Raw genomic sequence first — 14,064 nt, 5'->3', positions numbered from 1 at the left:
AGGTCGTAATATTTTTGTCGAATTTACAAAAAAAAAAGAGCCTTATAAAAAGCTCTTTTTCTTCAAATATTTTGAGGAGTTTACTTCACTCCGTGCATTAGTTTCTTTAATAATGGTGTTAGGCTCATTACTAAAACACCAGCAATGATAGGTACAAAAGTGAAAATTAAAAAGAAAGTACTCATAGAGTATTTAGTTGTTATTTCATCAATCATTCCACCCATTGAACCAGCTATTTTATTTCCCATACCAACTGCAATATACCAAAGACCAAACATCATTGCAATCATTTTTCCTGGTACTAATTTAGAGACGTAAGACAAACCTACAGGAGATAAACTTAATTCACCTAAAGTGTGAAGTAAATATGCTAAAATAAGCCAAATAACACTTACAGAAGCTGTTTTTGCTCCTTGAGGAATGCTAGCAGACCCATAAGCTAAAACTAAAAATCCTAATCCTAACAATATTAATCCGGCACCAAATTTTACGGTTGCTGGTGGATTGAATTTGCTTTCCCATATTTTAGAAAATAAAGGCGCAAATGTTATAATAAAGAATGAATTTAAAATACCAAACCAAGAAGCAGGTATTTCCGTAGAAACTTCACTAAACTGGTTTTTTAACATGATGATTACGATGATCCAAATTATTGCAAAACTGATTCCTAAGAAAAGATTAGATAATGCATATTTTTTAAAAGTAATTTTAAATAAACTAATTAAAACATAGGTAATAATCATTAAAGGTACAACAGTAAGTAGTGTATTTGAGATTCTAAAAATATTTGCAGCGCTACCTTCTAATACTCTATTCGTATAATCTTTAGCAAAAATAGTCATAGAACCACCTGCTTGTTCAAATGCGGCCCAAAAGAAAATAGTAAAAAAGGCTAAAATAGCAACAACAATATATCTGTCTCTCTGTACATTGCTTGGTACGTCGTCATAACTCTTTTCATCTTTACTGGCAACTGCATCAGATAAATCAACAACTTTACTAGGTTTTGTACCCACATTACCAAAAATGCTTTGAGCAAAATAGAATTGTAACATTCCGAAAAACATAAAAATACCAGCTAAACCAAAACCAAAATGCCAACCATAAGTTTCACCTACATAACCACAAAGCATAATACCTAAAAAAGCACCGGCATTTACACCCATATAAAAAATAGTAAATGCACCATCTTTTTTTTCTTGAGCGTTTTTATAAACACCATTAATAATTGAAGTAATATTAGGTTTAAAGAAACCATTTCCTGCAATTAGTAAACCAATACCAACATATAATGCCCAAGGAGTATCGAATGCCATGGCTGCGTGTCCAAGTGTCATTAATAGAGCACCTATAACTACCGCATTTCTGTATCCTAAAAATCTGTCGGCTAAAATACCTCCAATAATAGGAGTAAAGTACACTAACATAGTATAAGTACCATATAAACTTAAAGCGTCTTCACGACTCCAAGCCCAACCACCATCTGTTAATGATGAGATTAGAAAAATAACTAATAATGCACGCATTCCATAATATGAAAAACGTTCCCACATTTCTGTGAAAAATAAAATAAATAAACCTGCTGGATGTCCTAGCAATAATTGATTGTTCATTTCTGAACCTTCAAATCTGTATTTAGCGGTGTTCATGTAAAAAAGTTAAAATTATTTAAGAATAACAAACCTCATAAAGTTAAGCTTATGGGGTTGTTATTTTGTTTTATTAATTATCTGCTAATTCGAAACCTTCTGTTTCTTCATTTTTAATTACTTTATTATCTTCTGCTCCATGCGTCAACCTTTTTAGAGGTTTTAGAATTGCAATCAATAATAAACCAAAAATAGTACATGTTATTGCAATTCCTGTAAACACTTCAAAATCTCCAGCATCTTCAGAAAGTCCACCAATAAAACCAGCAACTTTATTACCTAAACCAGTTGCTGCAAAATATGCTCCCATCATTAGAGAAGCGTATTTTAAAGGCGCTAATTTAGTTATAAATGATAATGCAACCGGAGAAGCACAAAGCTCACCAATAGTATGAAAAAGGTATGCTAATATTAACCAAATCATTGCAGATTTTTCTGCTACTTCGTCTCCATTCATTACTACTTCAGAAGCAGCTTTACTCATAAAGAAAAAACCAAAAGCCATAATAATTACACCAATAGCCATCTTAAATAAAGAAGAAGATTCTCTTCCTTTCTTTTTCCAGTTAAACCAAAATCCACCAACTGCAGTACCTAAAACAATAATAAAAAAGGCATTTACAGATTGAAATACAGCTGCAGGAATTTCATTTCCTATTAAAGGTAAAGAAAAAGATAAAATTCTATTTGTTTTTTGTTCTGTATATAAACTCATTAAACCACCAGCTTGCTCAAAAGCACCCCAAAAAACAATAATAATTAAGAAAGATAAAAACATTACTAACATTCTATCTTTTTCAATTTTTGTAAGAGGTTTTTTTAGTAACTCTTTGTTTGGTGAATCATCATTTCCAATAAAGTCACCAACATTACCTAAATACTTTATACCATACATATATACAATTTGACCTAGCGCCATACCAATACCTGCTAAACCAAAACCATAATGCCAGCCATATTTAGCGGCTACTGCACCAACTAAAATAGCACCTAAGAAAGCTCCTAAGTTAATTCCTATATAGAAAACGTAAAAACCTTTATCTCTTCTTTCGTCTCCTTGTTTGTACAAACCACCAACCATTGTAGAGATGTTTGGTTTTAAAAAACCTACACCAATAACAATAAAAAGAAGTCCTGTAAAAAATGCCCATTGTGCTTCTACTGCTAAAATTCCATGACCAATACATAGTAAAATTCCTCCTAGCATTACTGCTTTTTTCTGTCCTATAAATTTATCTGCAATCCAGCCTCCAGGAATGGAAGTTAAATATACAAACATGGTATACGTTCCGTAAAAAGATAAAGTTTCACCGTTAGACCAACCAAAACCAGATTGTGGATCTCCTATAATAATTGGAGCAGCAAGATATAAGGTTAAAATTGCACGCATTCCATAATACGAAAAACGCTCCCACATTTCAACAAAAAATAATACGTACAATCCTACAGGATGCCCAAATAATTCTTTTTCGTGTGGTTCTTTTATTAAATTACTCATAGTTTATCCTTTTATTTAGTTGATTCTGTATTTAAATTTTCGTCGATAAAGTTAGTCATTTTTGTGAACAAATTTAAACGCGTATTTCTTCCTTTATAAATTCCGTGTGCTCGGTCTGGTACAATAAACATATCAAATTGTTTATTGGCTTCAATTAAAGAATTTATCATTCTATAAGAATTTTGCACATGTACATTATCATCACCAGTTCCGTGCACTAATAAGTACTTTCCTTTTAATTTATCTGCATAGTTAAATGGCGAATTATCATCATAACCACTTGCGTTTTCTTGCGGAGTTTGCATATAACGTTCTGTATAAACAGAATCGTAAAAACGCCAAGAAGTAACCGGAGCTACTGCTATTGCTGTGGTAAAAATATCATTTCCTTTTAAAATACAATTGGTGCTCATAAAACCACCGTAAGACCATCCCCAAATACCAACATTATTATTGTCTATATAAGAACGCTCTACTAATTTTTTTGCTGCTGCTATTTGATCTTCAACTTCATATTTACCCAATTCTTTTTGAGTCACTTTCTTAAAATCTGCACCTTTGTAACCTGTTCCTCGTCCATCAATACAAACTACAATAATTCCTTTTTGGGCTAACATATTGTGCCAATAATCATTACTTCCGTTCCAAGTATTTCCAACTTGTTGAGAACCTGGGCCAGAATATTGAAACATTAATAAAGGATATTTCTTGTTTTCATCAAAGTCTAAAGGTTTAATCATCCACATGTTTAAGTCGTTTCCATTGATGTTGATTGTAGAAAACTCTTTAGGACTCATTTTATATGCCGATAATTTTTCTTTTAAAGCATCATTGTTTTTTATCACTTTTAACATTTGTCCTTTAGCAGTGTATAAAGAATAAATAGGAGGTGTTTCTGCCGATGAATACGTGTTGATAAAGTAGTTTAAGTTTTTACTGAATGACGCAGTATTTTGTCCACTTTCATTACTTAATAACTGTTTCTTTTTTCCTTTTAAGTTGATAGAATACACTCCTCTGTTGATAGATCCGTTTTCTACAGATTGATAATAGATTGTTTTCTTTTTTTCGTTAAAACCGTAATAGTTGGTTACTTCCCAATCTCCTTTTGTAATTTGGTTGATTAATTTTCCATTAAAATCGTAATGATAAATATGATTGTAACCATCTTTCTCGCTTGTCCAAATAAAACTGTTATCGGCTAAAAAAGTAAGATTGTCAGTAATATCTACATATGCTTTGTCTGTTTCGTTTAATAATAAAGTAGCAGTAGCATTTTGCGAATTAACTTTGTGTAAGTTTAAGTCATTCTGATGACGGTTTAAAGTAGTTGCCACTAAAATATCTGTATCATTAGACCATTTAATTCTAGGAATATATTCATAATCTCCTAAAGAAATTGTTTCTGTATTTTTAGATGAAATCGTGTACATGTGTAAAGTAACATCTGCATTTTTCTCTCCTGCTTTAGGATACTTAAAAACTTGTTGTGTTGGGTATAATTCTGTACCTACAACATCCATAGAAAAAGTAGGAACGTTGGTTTCATCAAAACGCAAAAAAGCTAAATGAGTTCCGGTTTTATTCCATTCAAAAGCTCTTACAAAAGCAAACTCTTCTTCATACACCCAATCTGTAATTCCGTTTATGATTTCATTTATTTTACCATCCGTAGTAACTTGAGTAATTTTGTTAGAAGCTACATTTTTAATAAAAATGTTATTGTCCTTAGCATACGCTACATTTTTATTATCAGGAGAAAAAACAGGTTCTTGAATTGCCTCACCAATCAACGTTAATTCTTTAGAAGCAATATCATACGCATAATACGTTCCTTTTTTAGAGTGACGATAAATTTGTTGGAAGTTGGTTCCTAAAATCAGTTTGGTTTCATCATTATTAAAACTATAAGAAGAGAAACTATTTAAACCTTTTAAATCTGTACTATTTACAATTGTTTCAACTTTTTCTAAAGTTTTGTAACTGTATTTATCCACAGTAACCGATCTAGATGATCTATCAAAATCTAAAACAGCATAATAATCGCCATTCATAGAATTTAAAGAATTCATTCTATCTGCAGAAAATGTTCCGTTCCAGATTTCTTCTAATGTTATGTTTTTTTTGTTTGATGTTTTACTTGCATTTACTTGCGCAAATGTTATACAGTTAATTAATAGTAAAATAACTGTAAGGGAGACTCCTTTTCTCATTGTAGACCTTGTATTTGATAAAAGTTTGCCAAGTTTACGCAAAAATCCATAAAAAATATCTTAAAAATCCATAAATGTTGATTATCTATTAATGTTTTAACAGTTTGACTTATCTTTGTTGTTGATAGTTTTATACACAAATTAATGAGCAAACTTATTTCTGGTTTTTCTAAGTTAACGAAAGATGAAAAAATTACTTGGTTAACAGAGAATTATTTCCATAATCATACCAAAACTAAAGATATAATTAAACAGTATTGGAATGATAATGATGATTTACAACAATTACATGATGATTTTATAGAGAATACAATTTCTAACTTTTACATGCCTTTTGGTATTGCACCAAATTTTGTAATTAATGATAGAACTTATGTAATTCCTATGGTAGTCGAAGAAAGTTCTGTGGTAGCAGCGGCTTCTTTGGTTGGTAAATTTTGGAGCACAAGAGGAGGTTTTAAAACCAAGGTAATTGGTACCACAAAAATTGGGCAAGTCCACTTTATGTATGCTGGAGACAAAACGAATCTTGAGGACTTTTTTAATAAAAATAAAACAGAATTATTTGCTGCAACGGCTTCCATCACTAAAAATATGGAAAAACGTGGCGGTGGAATTTTAGATATAAAATTAGTTGATAAAACTGATAAATTAGAAAATTATTACCAACTGCACGCAACCTTTGAAACGAAAGATTCAATGGGCGCAAACTTTATAAACTCATGTTTAGAAGCAATTGCTAAAAAGTTTGAAAAAGACGATATAGAAATTGTGATGAGCATTCTTTCTAACTATGTTCCAGAATGTGTGGTTAGGGCAGAAGTGAGTTGTAAGATAGAAGAATTAGGCGGAGAGAATCCTCAGCAATTTGCAGAGAAATTTTACCAAGCCGTAAAAATTGCAGAAATAGAACCTTATAGGGCGGTAACGCATAATAAAGGAATCATGAATGGAATTGACGCTGTTGTTTTAGCAACTGGTAACGATTTTAGAGCTGTAGAAGCGGGTGCGCATGCGTATGCTTCTAAATCCGGACAATACTCTAGCTTGTCTCATTGTTCTATTGATGATGGAATCTTTAAATTTTGGATTGAAATTCCGTTGGCATTGGGAACCGTTGGAGGCTTAACAGGTTTACATCCAATGGCAAAATTGTCTTTAGAAATGTTGCAAAAACCATCTGCAAGAACTTTAATGCAAATTATGGCAGCAGCAGGTTTAGCACAGAATTTTGCAGCTTTAAGAGCCTTAACAACTAAGGGAATTCAGCATGGACACATGAAAATGCATTTGCAGAATATCTTAAATCAGTTTAATGCAACAGAAGAAGAAAAAGAAATAGTTACTGCTTTTTTTGACAAAAAAACCGTGACACATTCTGCAGTTGTAGAAAAAATAGATGCTTTAAGAAAACCATCAATCAATTGGATTGATTTTTCAAATAAAAGTCTGGTAAGTTTTAAACTGTCTAAGATTGATAAAAACACAAAACCTCTTTTTGGGAAGATGAATGGACAGCAAATGATAGAACATTTAAGTTTTCTATTACAAATTTCTAATGGAAAAGTAGCTGCCGATTATTATGTTTCTGATGATAAATCAGCAAGAAGAAAACCTTTTTTAAATACAGAAGGAGAATTGCAAGTTGGTTTTAGAGCGAGTATCTTGTCTGAAGAACCAGATGCCTTAAAATTTAATTCTGTAGGAGAAGCAATTCATGATTTATTTATTCAAATAGATGCTTTTAAGATTCATTTTGAAGCAGCTAAAGCTGAAAATCATCCATTTTTTGGGGAATTAGATTATGAGTATTGGCAAAAATTTCATGTAAAACATTTTACACATCATTTTAAACAATTTGGATTAGTCTAATGAATTTTTATTCAAACGGAAAATTATTATTAACAGGAGAATATCTTGTTTTAGACGGCGCAAAATCTTTAGCAATTCCAACTAAATTTGGACAAGATTTAGTAGTGGAAAAAATAAAAGAACCAGAAATTATTTGGGGAAGTTTTACACATACAGGAGAATGTTGGTTCGAGGCTGTTTTCGATTTAAAAAAACTACGTTTGATAAATTGTACTTTCAATTCTGATAAAGAAGGAAGTGGAGAAGTGATTGCAGAAACGTTGTTAGATATTTTAAAAGAAGCTAAAAACTTAAATCCAGATTTTTTATCATCAGAAAACGGATTTGTTGTAAAAACGAATCTTACTTTTCCTAGAAATTGGGGATTAGGAACTTCATCAACATTAATAAATTCTGTTGCTTCTTGGGCAAAAATAGATGCTTTTAAGTTGCTTTGGAATTCCTTTAAAGGAAGTGGTTATGATATTGCTTGTGCACAAAATGATACGCCTGTTTTTTATCAAATAGAAAATCAAGAACCTGTTGTTGAGCCAATTGAATTCAATCCGAGTTTTAAGGAGAATTTATTTTTTGTACATTTAAATCAGAAGCAAGATTCTAAAGAAGGAATAGCGAAATTTAGAGAGAGTAACATCAGTTTTGATGAAGAAATAAAAAGAATTTCAGAAATTTCTGATGAATTTTTAACTACAAAGTCATTAGAAGAATTTGAAAAATTAATAGTTGAGCATGAGCAAATTATCAGTTCAATTATCAAATTAAAAACAGTTAAAGAAAAGTTGTTTTCAGATTATTTTGGAGCAATAAAAAGTTTAGGAGCTTGGGGAGGAGATTTTGTTTTAGTAACAGGAGACGCATCAACACCAGCATATTTTAAAAATAAAGGGTATGAAACTATATTGACTTACCGTCAGATGGTTTTATAAACTTACATAAGACCTCATAGGTTTTTAAAACCTGTGAGGTCTCAAAATAAAAAACATGAAAAAAGTAATAATTATTGGAGGAGGAGCAGCAGGATATTTTACAGCGATAAACGCGAAAGAAAATAACCCTGAATTAGATATTACGATTCTCGAAAAAGGAAAAGACGTTTTACAAAAGGTGAAAATTTCTGGAGGTGGAAGATGTAATGTAACACATGCATGTTTTATTCCGAAGGACTTAACAGAATTCTATCCAAGAGGAAAAAAAGAATTGTTAGGGCCTTTTCATCAGTTTATGACAGGAGATACTTTTGAATGGTTCGAAAATAGAGGAGTTCCTTTAAAAATAGAAGATGATAATCGTGTTTTTCCGGAAGCCAATACAAGTCAGGCAATTATAGATTGTTTTCAAAACGCTGTTGATAACTTAGGAATTAAAGTGTTGACAAACTGTGGTGTAAATTCAGTTTCTCAACAAGATAATAAATGGGTTATCAACACAAAAGAGCAAGTTTTTGAAGCAGATAAATTAGTCATTGCTGCAGGAAGTTCTAAAAAAGTATGGGAATTATGCCAAACATTAGATCATGCTGTTGTAGAGCCTGTTCCGTCTTTATTTACGTTTAACATCAACGATAAACGTTTGGTAGATTTATTAGGAACTTCGGTTCCGAATGCTACGGTTACCATATCAGGAACAAAATTAGAGGCATCAGGACCGTTGTTAATTACACATTGGGGAATGAGCGGACCAGCAGTTTTAAAATTATCCGCTTTTGGCGCAAGAATTTTAGCGGACAAAAATTATCAATATAATGTTGAGGTAAATTGGTTGTCTAGACCAACTGATAAAGTTTTAAATGTTCTTTTAAACTTAAAAAAGAAAGAGCCTAGAAAAACGGCAATTTTAAAATCTCCATTTGCTGAGGTTTCTAAAAGATTGTGGGAACGTTTTGTGCTCGCTGCAGGAATTAGTGCAACTCAAAATTGGGCAGATTTAAATAATAATCAACTAGAAGGTTTAGCAAATCAATTGACAAAAGGTGTTTTTAACGCTAACGGAAGAACTACTTTTAAAGACGAGTTTGTAACTGCTGGAGGAATCGATTTAAAAGAAATTAACTTTAAACGTTTTGAAAGTAAGAAACATGAAAATCTATTTTTTGTAGGTGAAGTTTTAAATATTGATGCGGTTACTGGTGGATTTAATTTTCAAAATGCATGGACAAGTGGTTTTATTTGTGCGAATGCTTTGGCGGAAGATTAGTAAAGTATAAATTTTATAAACGTGTCATTCCGAATGAGGAACGAAGAGCAATCTTATCGATTGGGTGAGATTCCTCAATCGCCTAAAAAGGCTCATTTCGGAATGACATTCTGAATATAAATAATAATATAGAAAACATAGTTTTTATAAGCTATGTTTCTATGTGGTAAAAGACAATAATTATGGCAAGAGCAGAATCTAACGAGTTTAAAAACGGAACAAAAGCACCAGATTTCAATTTATTAAATACGGTTGATGATACTTTTCTTTCTTTAGAAAAAGCGAAAGGAGAAAAAGGAACCGTAATTATGTTTATTTGTAATCATTGTCCGTTTGTGATTCATGTAAATACTGAGTTGGTAAAAATGGCGAATGAGTATCAGCAAAAAGGAATTAACTTTATAGCAATAAGTTCTAATGACGTAGAAAATTATCCGCAAGATTCACCTGATTTGATGACGCAATTGGCCAAAGATGAAAACTATCCTTTTCCGTATTTATATGATGAAACGCAGGAAGTAGCAAAAGCATATGATGCTGCTTGTACTCCAGATTTTTATGTTTTTGATGAAAGTTTAAAAGCTGTTTATCACGGACAGTTAGACGATTCTAGGCCAGGAAACGGAAAACCAGTTACAGGAATAGATTTACGTAATTCTTTTGATTATTTATTAGAAAATAAACCGGATTTAGAAAACCAAAATCCAAGTATGGGTTGTGGTATTAAGTGGAAATAGTATTTATTAAATATCATTATTTACTTCAATCCAATAACCATTTGGATCTTGAAAATACACTTGTAGAATTCCATCATTTCTAACATAATCTTTGTTTGGGGTACCAATCCAATCGGAATATTCAATTTTTAATTCTTTTAAATGCAGTATAAATGTGGCAATGTCTGCCGTTGATAAAGCAAAATGCACCGCTTTATTCGTTTTAATGATAGCATCAGGACGAGGAATTATATGAAGTTGTTTTCCTTCACCAATTGATAACCATCTTGTCTTTGAATTAGATGCAGTATTTTTAATTTCTTTTAGTTGAAGTACTTTTTGATAAAAGGCTATAGATGTATCTACATCTTTTACAGAAAGGGCAATATGATTAAATATAAAAGGTTGCATTTATAAAGTTTTATGAGGAGTTTACTTTTCCAAACAACAAAACTAATAAAGAATATCTAATTTCAATTGACGTACCTCTTTTCTTTTAATCAAATTCAATATAGTTTTTTATATCAATTTTAGGAAAACATCAATGACCTATTAGGTATTGAGCATTGTATAAATAAGAACGAATCTTACTTGATGTATATAAACAAGTAAGATTCGTTATTGTTTTGAGGGTATTATGCAGCTTTATTTTGTTGCTGATTTTGAAGTAATGAATTAATTATTTTGTTCCATTTTTCTATAGAATCGAACTCGTTACCAGGTTGAAAATTAATATCTGAATTATAAAATTCAAGAACAATACTAGGTTTGTTTTTACCAATAACGTTCAGTTTTAAGTTTAATTTGTCTAGTGTTGTTTCGTTCTTTCCTATAGATTTACTGATGTTATTTATCTCACTATTTTTAATAGTGCTAAGATCTATAAACTGAAGATTAACCTGGTCTTTTGTTTTTTGTAAAAATGAAATTGCATGTTTAGTTTTATCTAATCCAATAGCATAACACTCACTAATTTCGTGCTCTGTAATTTCAGAATCATGCTGTTTTGCAAACTCTTTCAACGAGTTTAATATTTCTTTTTCTTTATTTTTTTTATTTCTATTTGTTAATACAAAAGGTAGTGCACATAATGCAATACATATTACTCCTATTATTATTGTACCTAAATCCATTTTATGTTTTTTTAATTTTTTTGATATACTGGTTTTTATATGAAACGGGTATCCGCAACATATCAATGTTTTATTTTAACTACGTAAAAGGTAGTTGTTAGTAAATAAAATAAAGGGTTACCAAAAATTATGGAAAGGAAAAATAAGATCAGACTTTCGTTGTCTAATCAGGGTGTTTTCTAAGTAGTTTTTATACTGTTTAAACTTAGAATTAAACTCTTGTTTAGTTGTATAAGAAGTTGCTAATAAATCGTCTGAAGACAATTTAAAATTGGGTAATGAAAAATCTATTGTTTCAGAAACTAAGTTTTCTGATTGTTGTGTATGCGCATGAAATACTTTAGATGCGGTAACTAAATAGGTAAGTTGTTCTGTGTCTTGCTTCGCATTTTTTGCGCTAAAATAAGATGTTGTATTTGCAGAAAGATACATCCCAGAACAATAAATTGAAATGAGTAATAGTACTTTTAGTATTTGGTGTTTCTGCTTCATTATTTTTAGCCATACAAATTATGACACTGCAAAATTAGTTAATTTTATAATAGGAAAAATAAAAAAGTGTATTTGTTGTATAATAATTAACTATTCTAAAATAAGATTACCCAATTTCTCCTCGATGTGGTTTTAAAGCATCTCTATAAACTTTCATATCTATTTCATCTACGGTTATGAAGGCAGAAAATAACATAGGATTTTTTTCTTCAATATCTATTTCAAAGAAAGTTAAGTTTTCTTTTTCTGCAAATTCTTTTAAGTGAATGGTATGATGTTTTGCGGTTTGTGCTGCATCTGGACCTCTAAAATCCCATAATAATTTTATTTTTCTAGACATTTATTTGTTTTAATGGTTGATGAAAATGAATAACTCGCCACTTTCAAAAGTAATTTTAATATCGTTATTAGTCGCTTTATTTCTTGTACCAATTCTTTCTCCGAAAGATAAATCTTCTTTTTTTAAAGGATACTGCAATCCTTCTGTAGTAATATTTATTGCTTTAGGGAAAGGAACCAAAGAAACCATTTTGTTTGTACAATTCGAAATTGAAGTGTTTTTATCAGCTAAAAAATAACGACTATAATCATCAAAAAAAGTAAGCTGTAATTTGTTTTTCCACTGAATTGTTGTGTGCAAGTTTCCTAAAAAATGATCTTGTTCTTTTCCGCTTCCACCATAAATATCAATGTTTTTGTAGCCTTTATCAAATAGAATTTTTAGCATTTTATCAAAATCTGTAAAATCTTGATTCGGAGTATGAATAACCTCTATGTCATTTGGTAAATTTTCTAGAGAGTCAAAATCGCCACTAATAAAATGAGGTGTAGTATTTTGTTCTTTTAAAAACTGATACGCGCCATCTGTAGCACAAATAATTTCATATTCGTCTAAATCAGGGAGTGTTTTTGGCGGTTCTCCGTTTAACAATAGAAAGACAGTTCCTTTTTTCATGGATGCAAAAATACCCATTTCAAAATTAATGAAATGGGTGTTTTGAAAGTGTTTATTAGGGTTTATTTTTCTTTTATAATAAGTCCGATTATTCCTAATCTGGCAATTAAAAAAATTGTCATACCAATTATTGTTGGTGTTATGGAATATTTGAAACCTACTGCTAGAACACCAGCTGATGAGTCTGTAGCAATAGCAACCATTTCGAATATCCAAAACAATTCTTGAAAAAGACACCCAAATCCAAAAACTAGAGCAAAAAGACTTATTTGTTTAACAAGTTCTCTGTTTTTCTGTGTATTATTTTTAATGCTTTTTATAAGTAAAATGATAGTAATAATAAAAATGATAATTAATGGGATTATAAATAAAGGATATCCGTTTGTGATTGTTTCCATAGTATATGTTTTAAAGTTCGTTTTTAAAATAGTAAGAATGTTTGTTCTTATAATATAATTGAGACCAGTGGATAGTTTTTAATTTGTTTTTACTAAAACTGTTTTTTTTGTTTATTCTTTTTTCATCCAAGTAAGTGGAATTACACCTAATCTGCCAATAAGAAAAATGATAAAACCAAATATAACTGGTGTAATTTCGCATTTTAAGCCTATTCCTAAGACCTGGTGAGATACATCATTCGCTATTGCAATCATAGTAAACATTTGGTACAAACCAATAAAAAGGTTTAAAAAACCAAATACAAGTGCAAATAAACTGACAGATTTAATGAGTTCCCTATTTTTTTCTGAATTTATTTTAAAACCCTTCATGACTAAGAAAAGTGTTAAAAGTAAAAGAATAATTAAAGGAATCATAAATGTATTGCCTCCATCGATAATATATTTCATAATATAAGTTTTTAAATTCGTTTCAAAAATATTGGTAATGTTTGTTCTTAAAATATAATTGAGACGAGTGAATAGTTTTTAATTTGTTTTTACTAAAACTGTTTTTTTTATTTATTCTTTTTTCATCCAAGTAAGTGCAATTACACCTAATCTACCAATTAAAAAAATGATGAAACCAAATAAAGTTGCTGTAATTGCACATTTAAACCCCACCGCTAAAACACCGTGAGATATACTGTTTGCTATTGCAATCACAGTAAACATTTGATATAATCCGAGAAATAGACCAAAAAAACCAAAAACAAGGGCAAATAAACTTACTGATTTAATAAGTTCTCTGTTTTTGTCTGAATTTACTTTAAAACTTTTTGCAATTAAAAAAAGTGTTAAAAAGAATAGAATTAATAAGGGGATCATAAATTGAGTGCCTCCTTCGGTTATGTAAGTCATAATATGTTTTTTTAAATTCGTTTCAAAAATATTGGTAATGTTTGT

At 30.4% G+C, this 14,064-nt stretch carries 15 protein-coding genes and 1 pseudogene; 5 read left to right on the top strand and 11 right to left on the bottom strand.

All coding sequences use genetic code 11. The features are described from left to right. Window positions 1-80: 80 nt before the first annotated feature. From WHD08_RS09610 to WHD08_RS09600, 3 genes are all read right to left on the bottom strand, one after another. Window positions 81-1,649: a peptide MFS transporter gene (locus tag WHD08_RS09610; protein ID WP_208890988.1), complete on the bottom strand. Its 1,569-nt coding sequence runs from the start codon at window positions 1,647-1,649 to the stop codon at window positions 81-83. Window positions 1,650-1,722: 73 nt separating this feature from the next. Continuing rightward, on the bottom strand, window positions 1,723-3,147 hold the full coding sequence (locus WHD08_RS09605) for a peptide MFS transporter (RefSeq protein WP_208890989.1): 1,425 nt from the start codon (window positions 3,145-3,147) through the stop codon (window positions 1,723-1,725). A gap of 11 nt (window positions 3,148-3,158) precedes the next feature. Continuing rightward, window positions 3,159-5,360, bottom strand: a complete 2,202-nt coding sequence (locus tag WHD08_RS09600) for a S9 family peptidase (RefSeq protein ID WP_208890990.1) — start codon at window positions 5,358-5,360, stop codon at window positions 3,159-3,161. 132 nt (window positions 5,361-5,492) lie between these two features. On the opposite strand from WHD08_RS09600, the pseudogene WHD08_RS09595 reads away from it, so the two are divergent. The 5 genes and pseudogenes from WHD08_RS09595 to WHD08_RS09580 form a co-directional block, all read left to right on the top strand. Then, window positions 5,493-6,773: pseudogene (locus tag WHD08_RS09595) on the top strand (hydroxymethylglutaryl-CoA reductase, degradative); the annotation flags it as partial. A 93-nt stretch (window positions 6,774-6,866) separates the two neighbouring features. Beyond that, the gene (locus WHD08_RS18625) at window positions 6,867-7,232 is read left to right on the top strand and encodes a DUF1569 domain-containing protein (RefSeq protein ID WP_422894402.1); all 366 of its coding nucleotides are present in this window, start codon (window positions 6,867-6,869) and stop codon (window positions 7,230-7,232) included. Further along, entirely contained in the window at window positions 7,232-8,158 is a 927-nt protein-coding gene (locus WHD08_RS09590) for a GYDIA family GHMP kinase (protein ID WP_208890992.1), read from the top strand. Before WHD08_RS18625 ends, WHD08_RS09590 begins: the two co-directional genes overlap by 1 nt. A 55-nt stretch (window positions 8,159-8,213) precedes the next feature. Beyond that, the gene (locus WHD08_RS09585; protein WP_208890993.1) at window positions 8,214-9,425 is read left to right on the top strand and encodes an NAD(P)/FAD-dependent oxidoreductase; all 1,212 of its coding nucleotides are present in this window, start codon (window positions 8,214-8,216) and stop codon (window positions 9,423-9,425) included. Between the two features lie 182 nt (window positions 9,426-9,607). Then, window positions 9,608-10,162, top strand: coding sequence for a thioredoxin family protein (locus tag WHD08_RS09580; protein WP_208890994.1), 555 nt, complete (start codon window positions 9,608-9,610; stop codon window positions 10,160-10,162). Between the two features lie 6 nt (window positions 10,163-10,168). Here WHD08_RS09580 and WHD08_RS09575 read toward each other — a convergent pair whose 3' ends face one another. The 8 genes from WHD08_RS09575 to WHD08_RS09540 all read right to left on the bottom strand — a co-directional run bounded on the left by WHD08_RS09575 (window position 10,169) and on the right by WHD08_RS09540 (window position 14,019). After that, window positions 10,169-10,552: a VOC family protein gene (locus tag WHD08_RS09575; protein ID WP_208890995.1), complete on the bottom strand. Its 384-nt coding sequence runs from the start codon at window positions 10,550-10,552 to the stop codon at window positions 10,169-10,171. Between the two features lie 224 nt (window positions 10,553-10,776). Next, entirely contained in the window at window positions 10,777-11,274 is a 498-nt protein-coding gene (locus WHD08_RS09570) for a hypothetical protein (protein WP_208890996.1), read from the bottom strand. Between the two features lie 117 nt (window positions 11,275-11,391). Continuing rightward, window positions 11,392-11,766, bottom strand: a complete 375-nt coding sequence (locus WHD08_RS09565) for a hypothetical protein (protein WP_208890997.1) — start codon at window positions 11,764-11,766, stop codon at window positions 11,392-11,394. Between the two features lie 106 nt (window positions 11,767-11,872). Continuing rightward, window positions 11,873-12,106, bottom strand: a complete 234-nt coding sequence (locus tag WHD08_RS09560) for a hypothetical protein (protein WP_208890998.1) — start codon at window positions 12,104-12,106, stop codon at window positions 11,873-11,875. 9 nt (window positions 12,107-12,115) lie between these two features. Further along, a complete protein-coding gene (locus WHD08_RS09555) occupies window positions 12,116-12,721 on the bottom strand; it encodes a thiamine diphosphokinase (RefSeq protein ID WP_165733784.1) in 606 nt (201 codons plus the stop codon). A gap of 62 nt (window positions 12,722-12,783) precedes the next feature. Beyond that, window positions 12,784-13,119: a hypothetical protein gene (locus WHD08_RS09550; protein ID WP_165733783.1), complete on the bottom strand. Its 336-nt coding sequence runs from the start codon at window positions 13,117-13,119 to the stop codon at window positions 12,784-12,786. Between the two features lie 111 nt (window positions 13,120-13,230). Continuing rightward, window positions 13,231-13,569 (bottom strand): hypothetical protein, encoded by a 339-nt coding sequence (locus tag WHD08_RS09545; RefSeq protein ID WP_208890999.1) that lies wholly within the window; start codon window positions 13,567-13,569, stop codon window positions 13,231-13,233. 111 nt (window positions 13,570-13,680) lie between these two features. Continuing rightward, a complete protein-coding gene (locus WHD08_RS09540; protein WP_208891000.1) occupies window positions 13,681-14,019 on the bottom strand; it encodes a MotA/TolQ/ExbB proton channel family protein in 339 nt (112 codons plus the stop codon). Between the last annotated feature and the right edge of the window lie 45 nt (window positions 14,020-14,064).

Source organism: Polaribacter sejongensis (assembly GCF_038024065.1).
In the GTDB taxonomy this organism is placed as follows: domain Bacteria; phylum Bacteroidota; class Bacteroidia; order Flavobacteriales; family Flavobacteriaceae; genus Polaribacter; species Polaribacter sejongensis.
This window is presented reverse-complemented; position numbering and strand designations above follow the sequence as displayed.

Bases quoted from the DNA above. Each gene is read 5' to 3' on its own strand.
- WHD08_RS09540 (WP_208891000.1), bottom strand. From the start codon at position 14,019: ATGACTTACATAACCGAAGGAGGCACTCAATTTATGATCCCCTTATTA.
- WHD08_RS09585 (WP_208890993.1), top strand. From the start codon at position 8,214: ATGAAAAAAGTAATAATTATTGGAGGAGGAGCAGCAGGATATTTTACA.
- WHD08_RS09570 (WP_208890996.1), bottom strand. From the start codon at position 11,274: ATGGATTTAGGTACAATAATAATAGGAGTAATATGTATTGCATTATGT.
- WHD08_RS09580 (WP_208890994.1), top strand. From the start codon at position 9,608: ATGGCAAGAGCAGAATCTAACGAGTTTAAAAACGGAACAAAAGCACCA.
- WHD08_RS09550 (WP_165733783.1), bottom strand. From the start codon at position 13,119: ATGGAAACAATCACAAACGGATATCCTTTATTTATAATCCCATTAATT.
- WHD08_RS09605 (WP_208890989.1), bottom strand. From the start codon at position 3,147: ATGAGTAATTTAATAAAAGAACCACACGAAAAAGAATTATTTGGGCAT.
- WHD08_RS09600 (WP_208890990.1), bottom strand. From the start codon at position 5,360: ATGAGAAAAGGAGTCTCCCTTACAGTTATTTTACTATTAATTAACTGT.
- WHD08_RS09610 (WP_208890988.1), bottom strand. From the start codon at position 1,649: ATGAACACCGCTAAATACAGATTTGAAGGTTCAGAAATGAACAATCAA.
- WHD08_RS18625 (WP_422894402.1), top strand. From the start codon at position 6,867: ATGAATGGACAGCAAATGATAGAACATTTAAGTTTTCTATTACAAATT.
- WHD08_RS09545 (WP_208890999.1), bottom strand. From the start codon at position 13,569: ATGAAATATATTATCGATGGAGGCAATACATTTATGATTCCTTTAATT.
- WHD08_RS09590 (WP_208890992.1), top strand. From the start codon at position 7,232: ATGAATTTTTATTCAAACGGAAAATTATTATTAACAGGAGAATATCTT.
- WHD08_RS09575 (WP_208890995.1), bottom strand. From the start codon at position 10,552: ATGCAACCTTTTATATTTAATCATATTGCCCTTTCTGTAAAAGATGTA.
- WHD08_RS09565 (WP_208890997.1), bottom strand. From the start codon at position 11,766: ATGAAGCAGAAACACCAAATACTAAAAGTACTATTACTCATTTCAATT.
- WHD08_RS09560 (WP_208890998.1), bottom strand. From the start codon at position 12,106: ATGTCTAGAAAAATAAAATTATTATGGGATTTTAGAGGTCCAGATGCA.
- WHD08_RS09555 (WP_165733784.1), bottom strand. From the start codon at position 12,721: ATGAAAAAAGGAACTGTCTTTCTATTGTTAAACGGAGAACCGCCAAAA.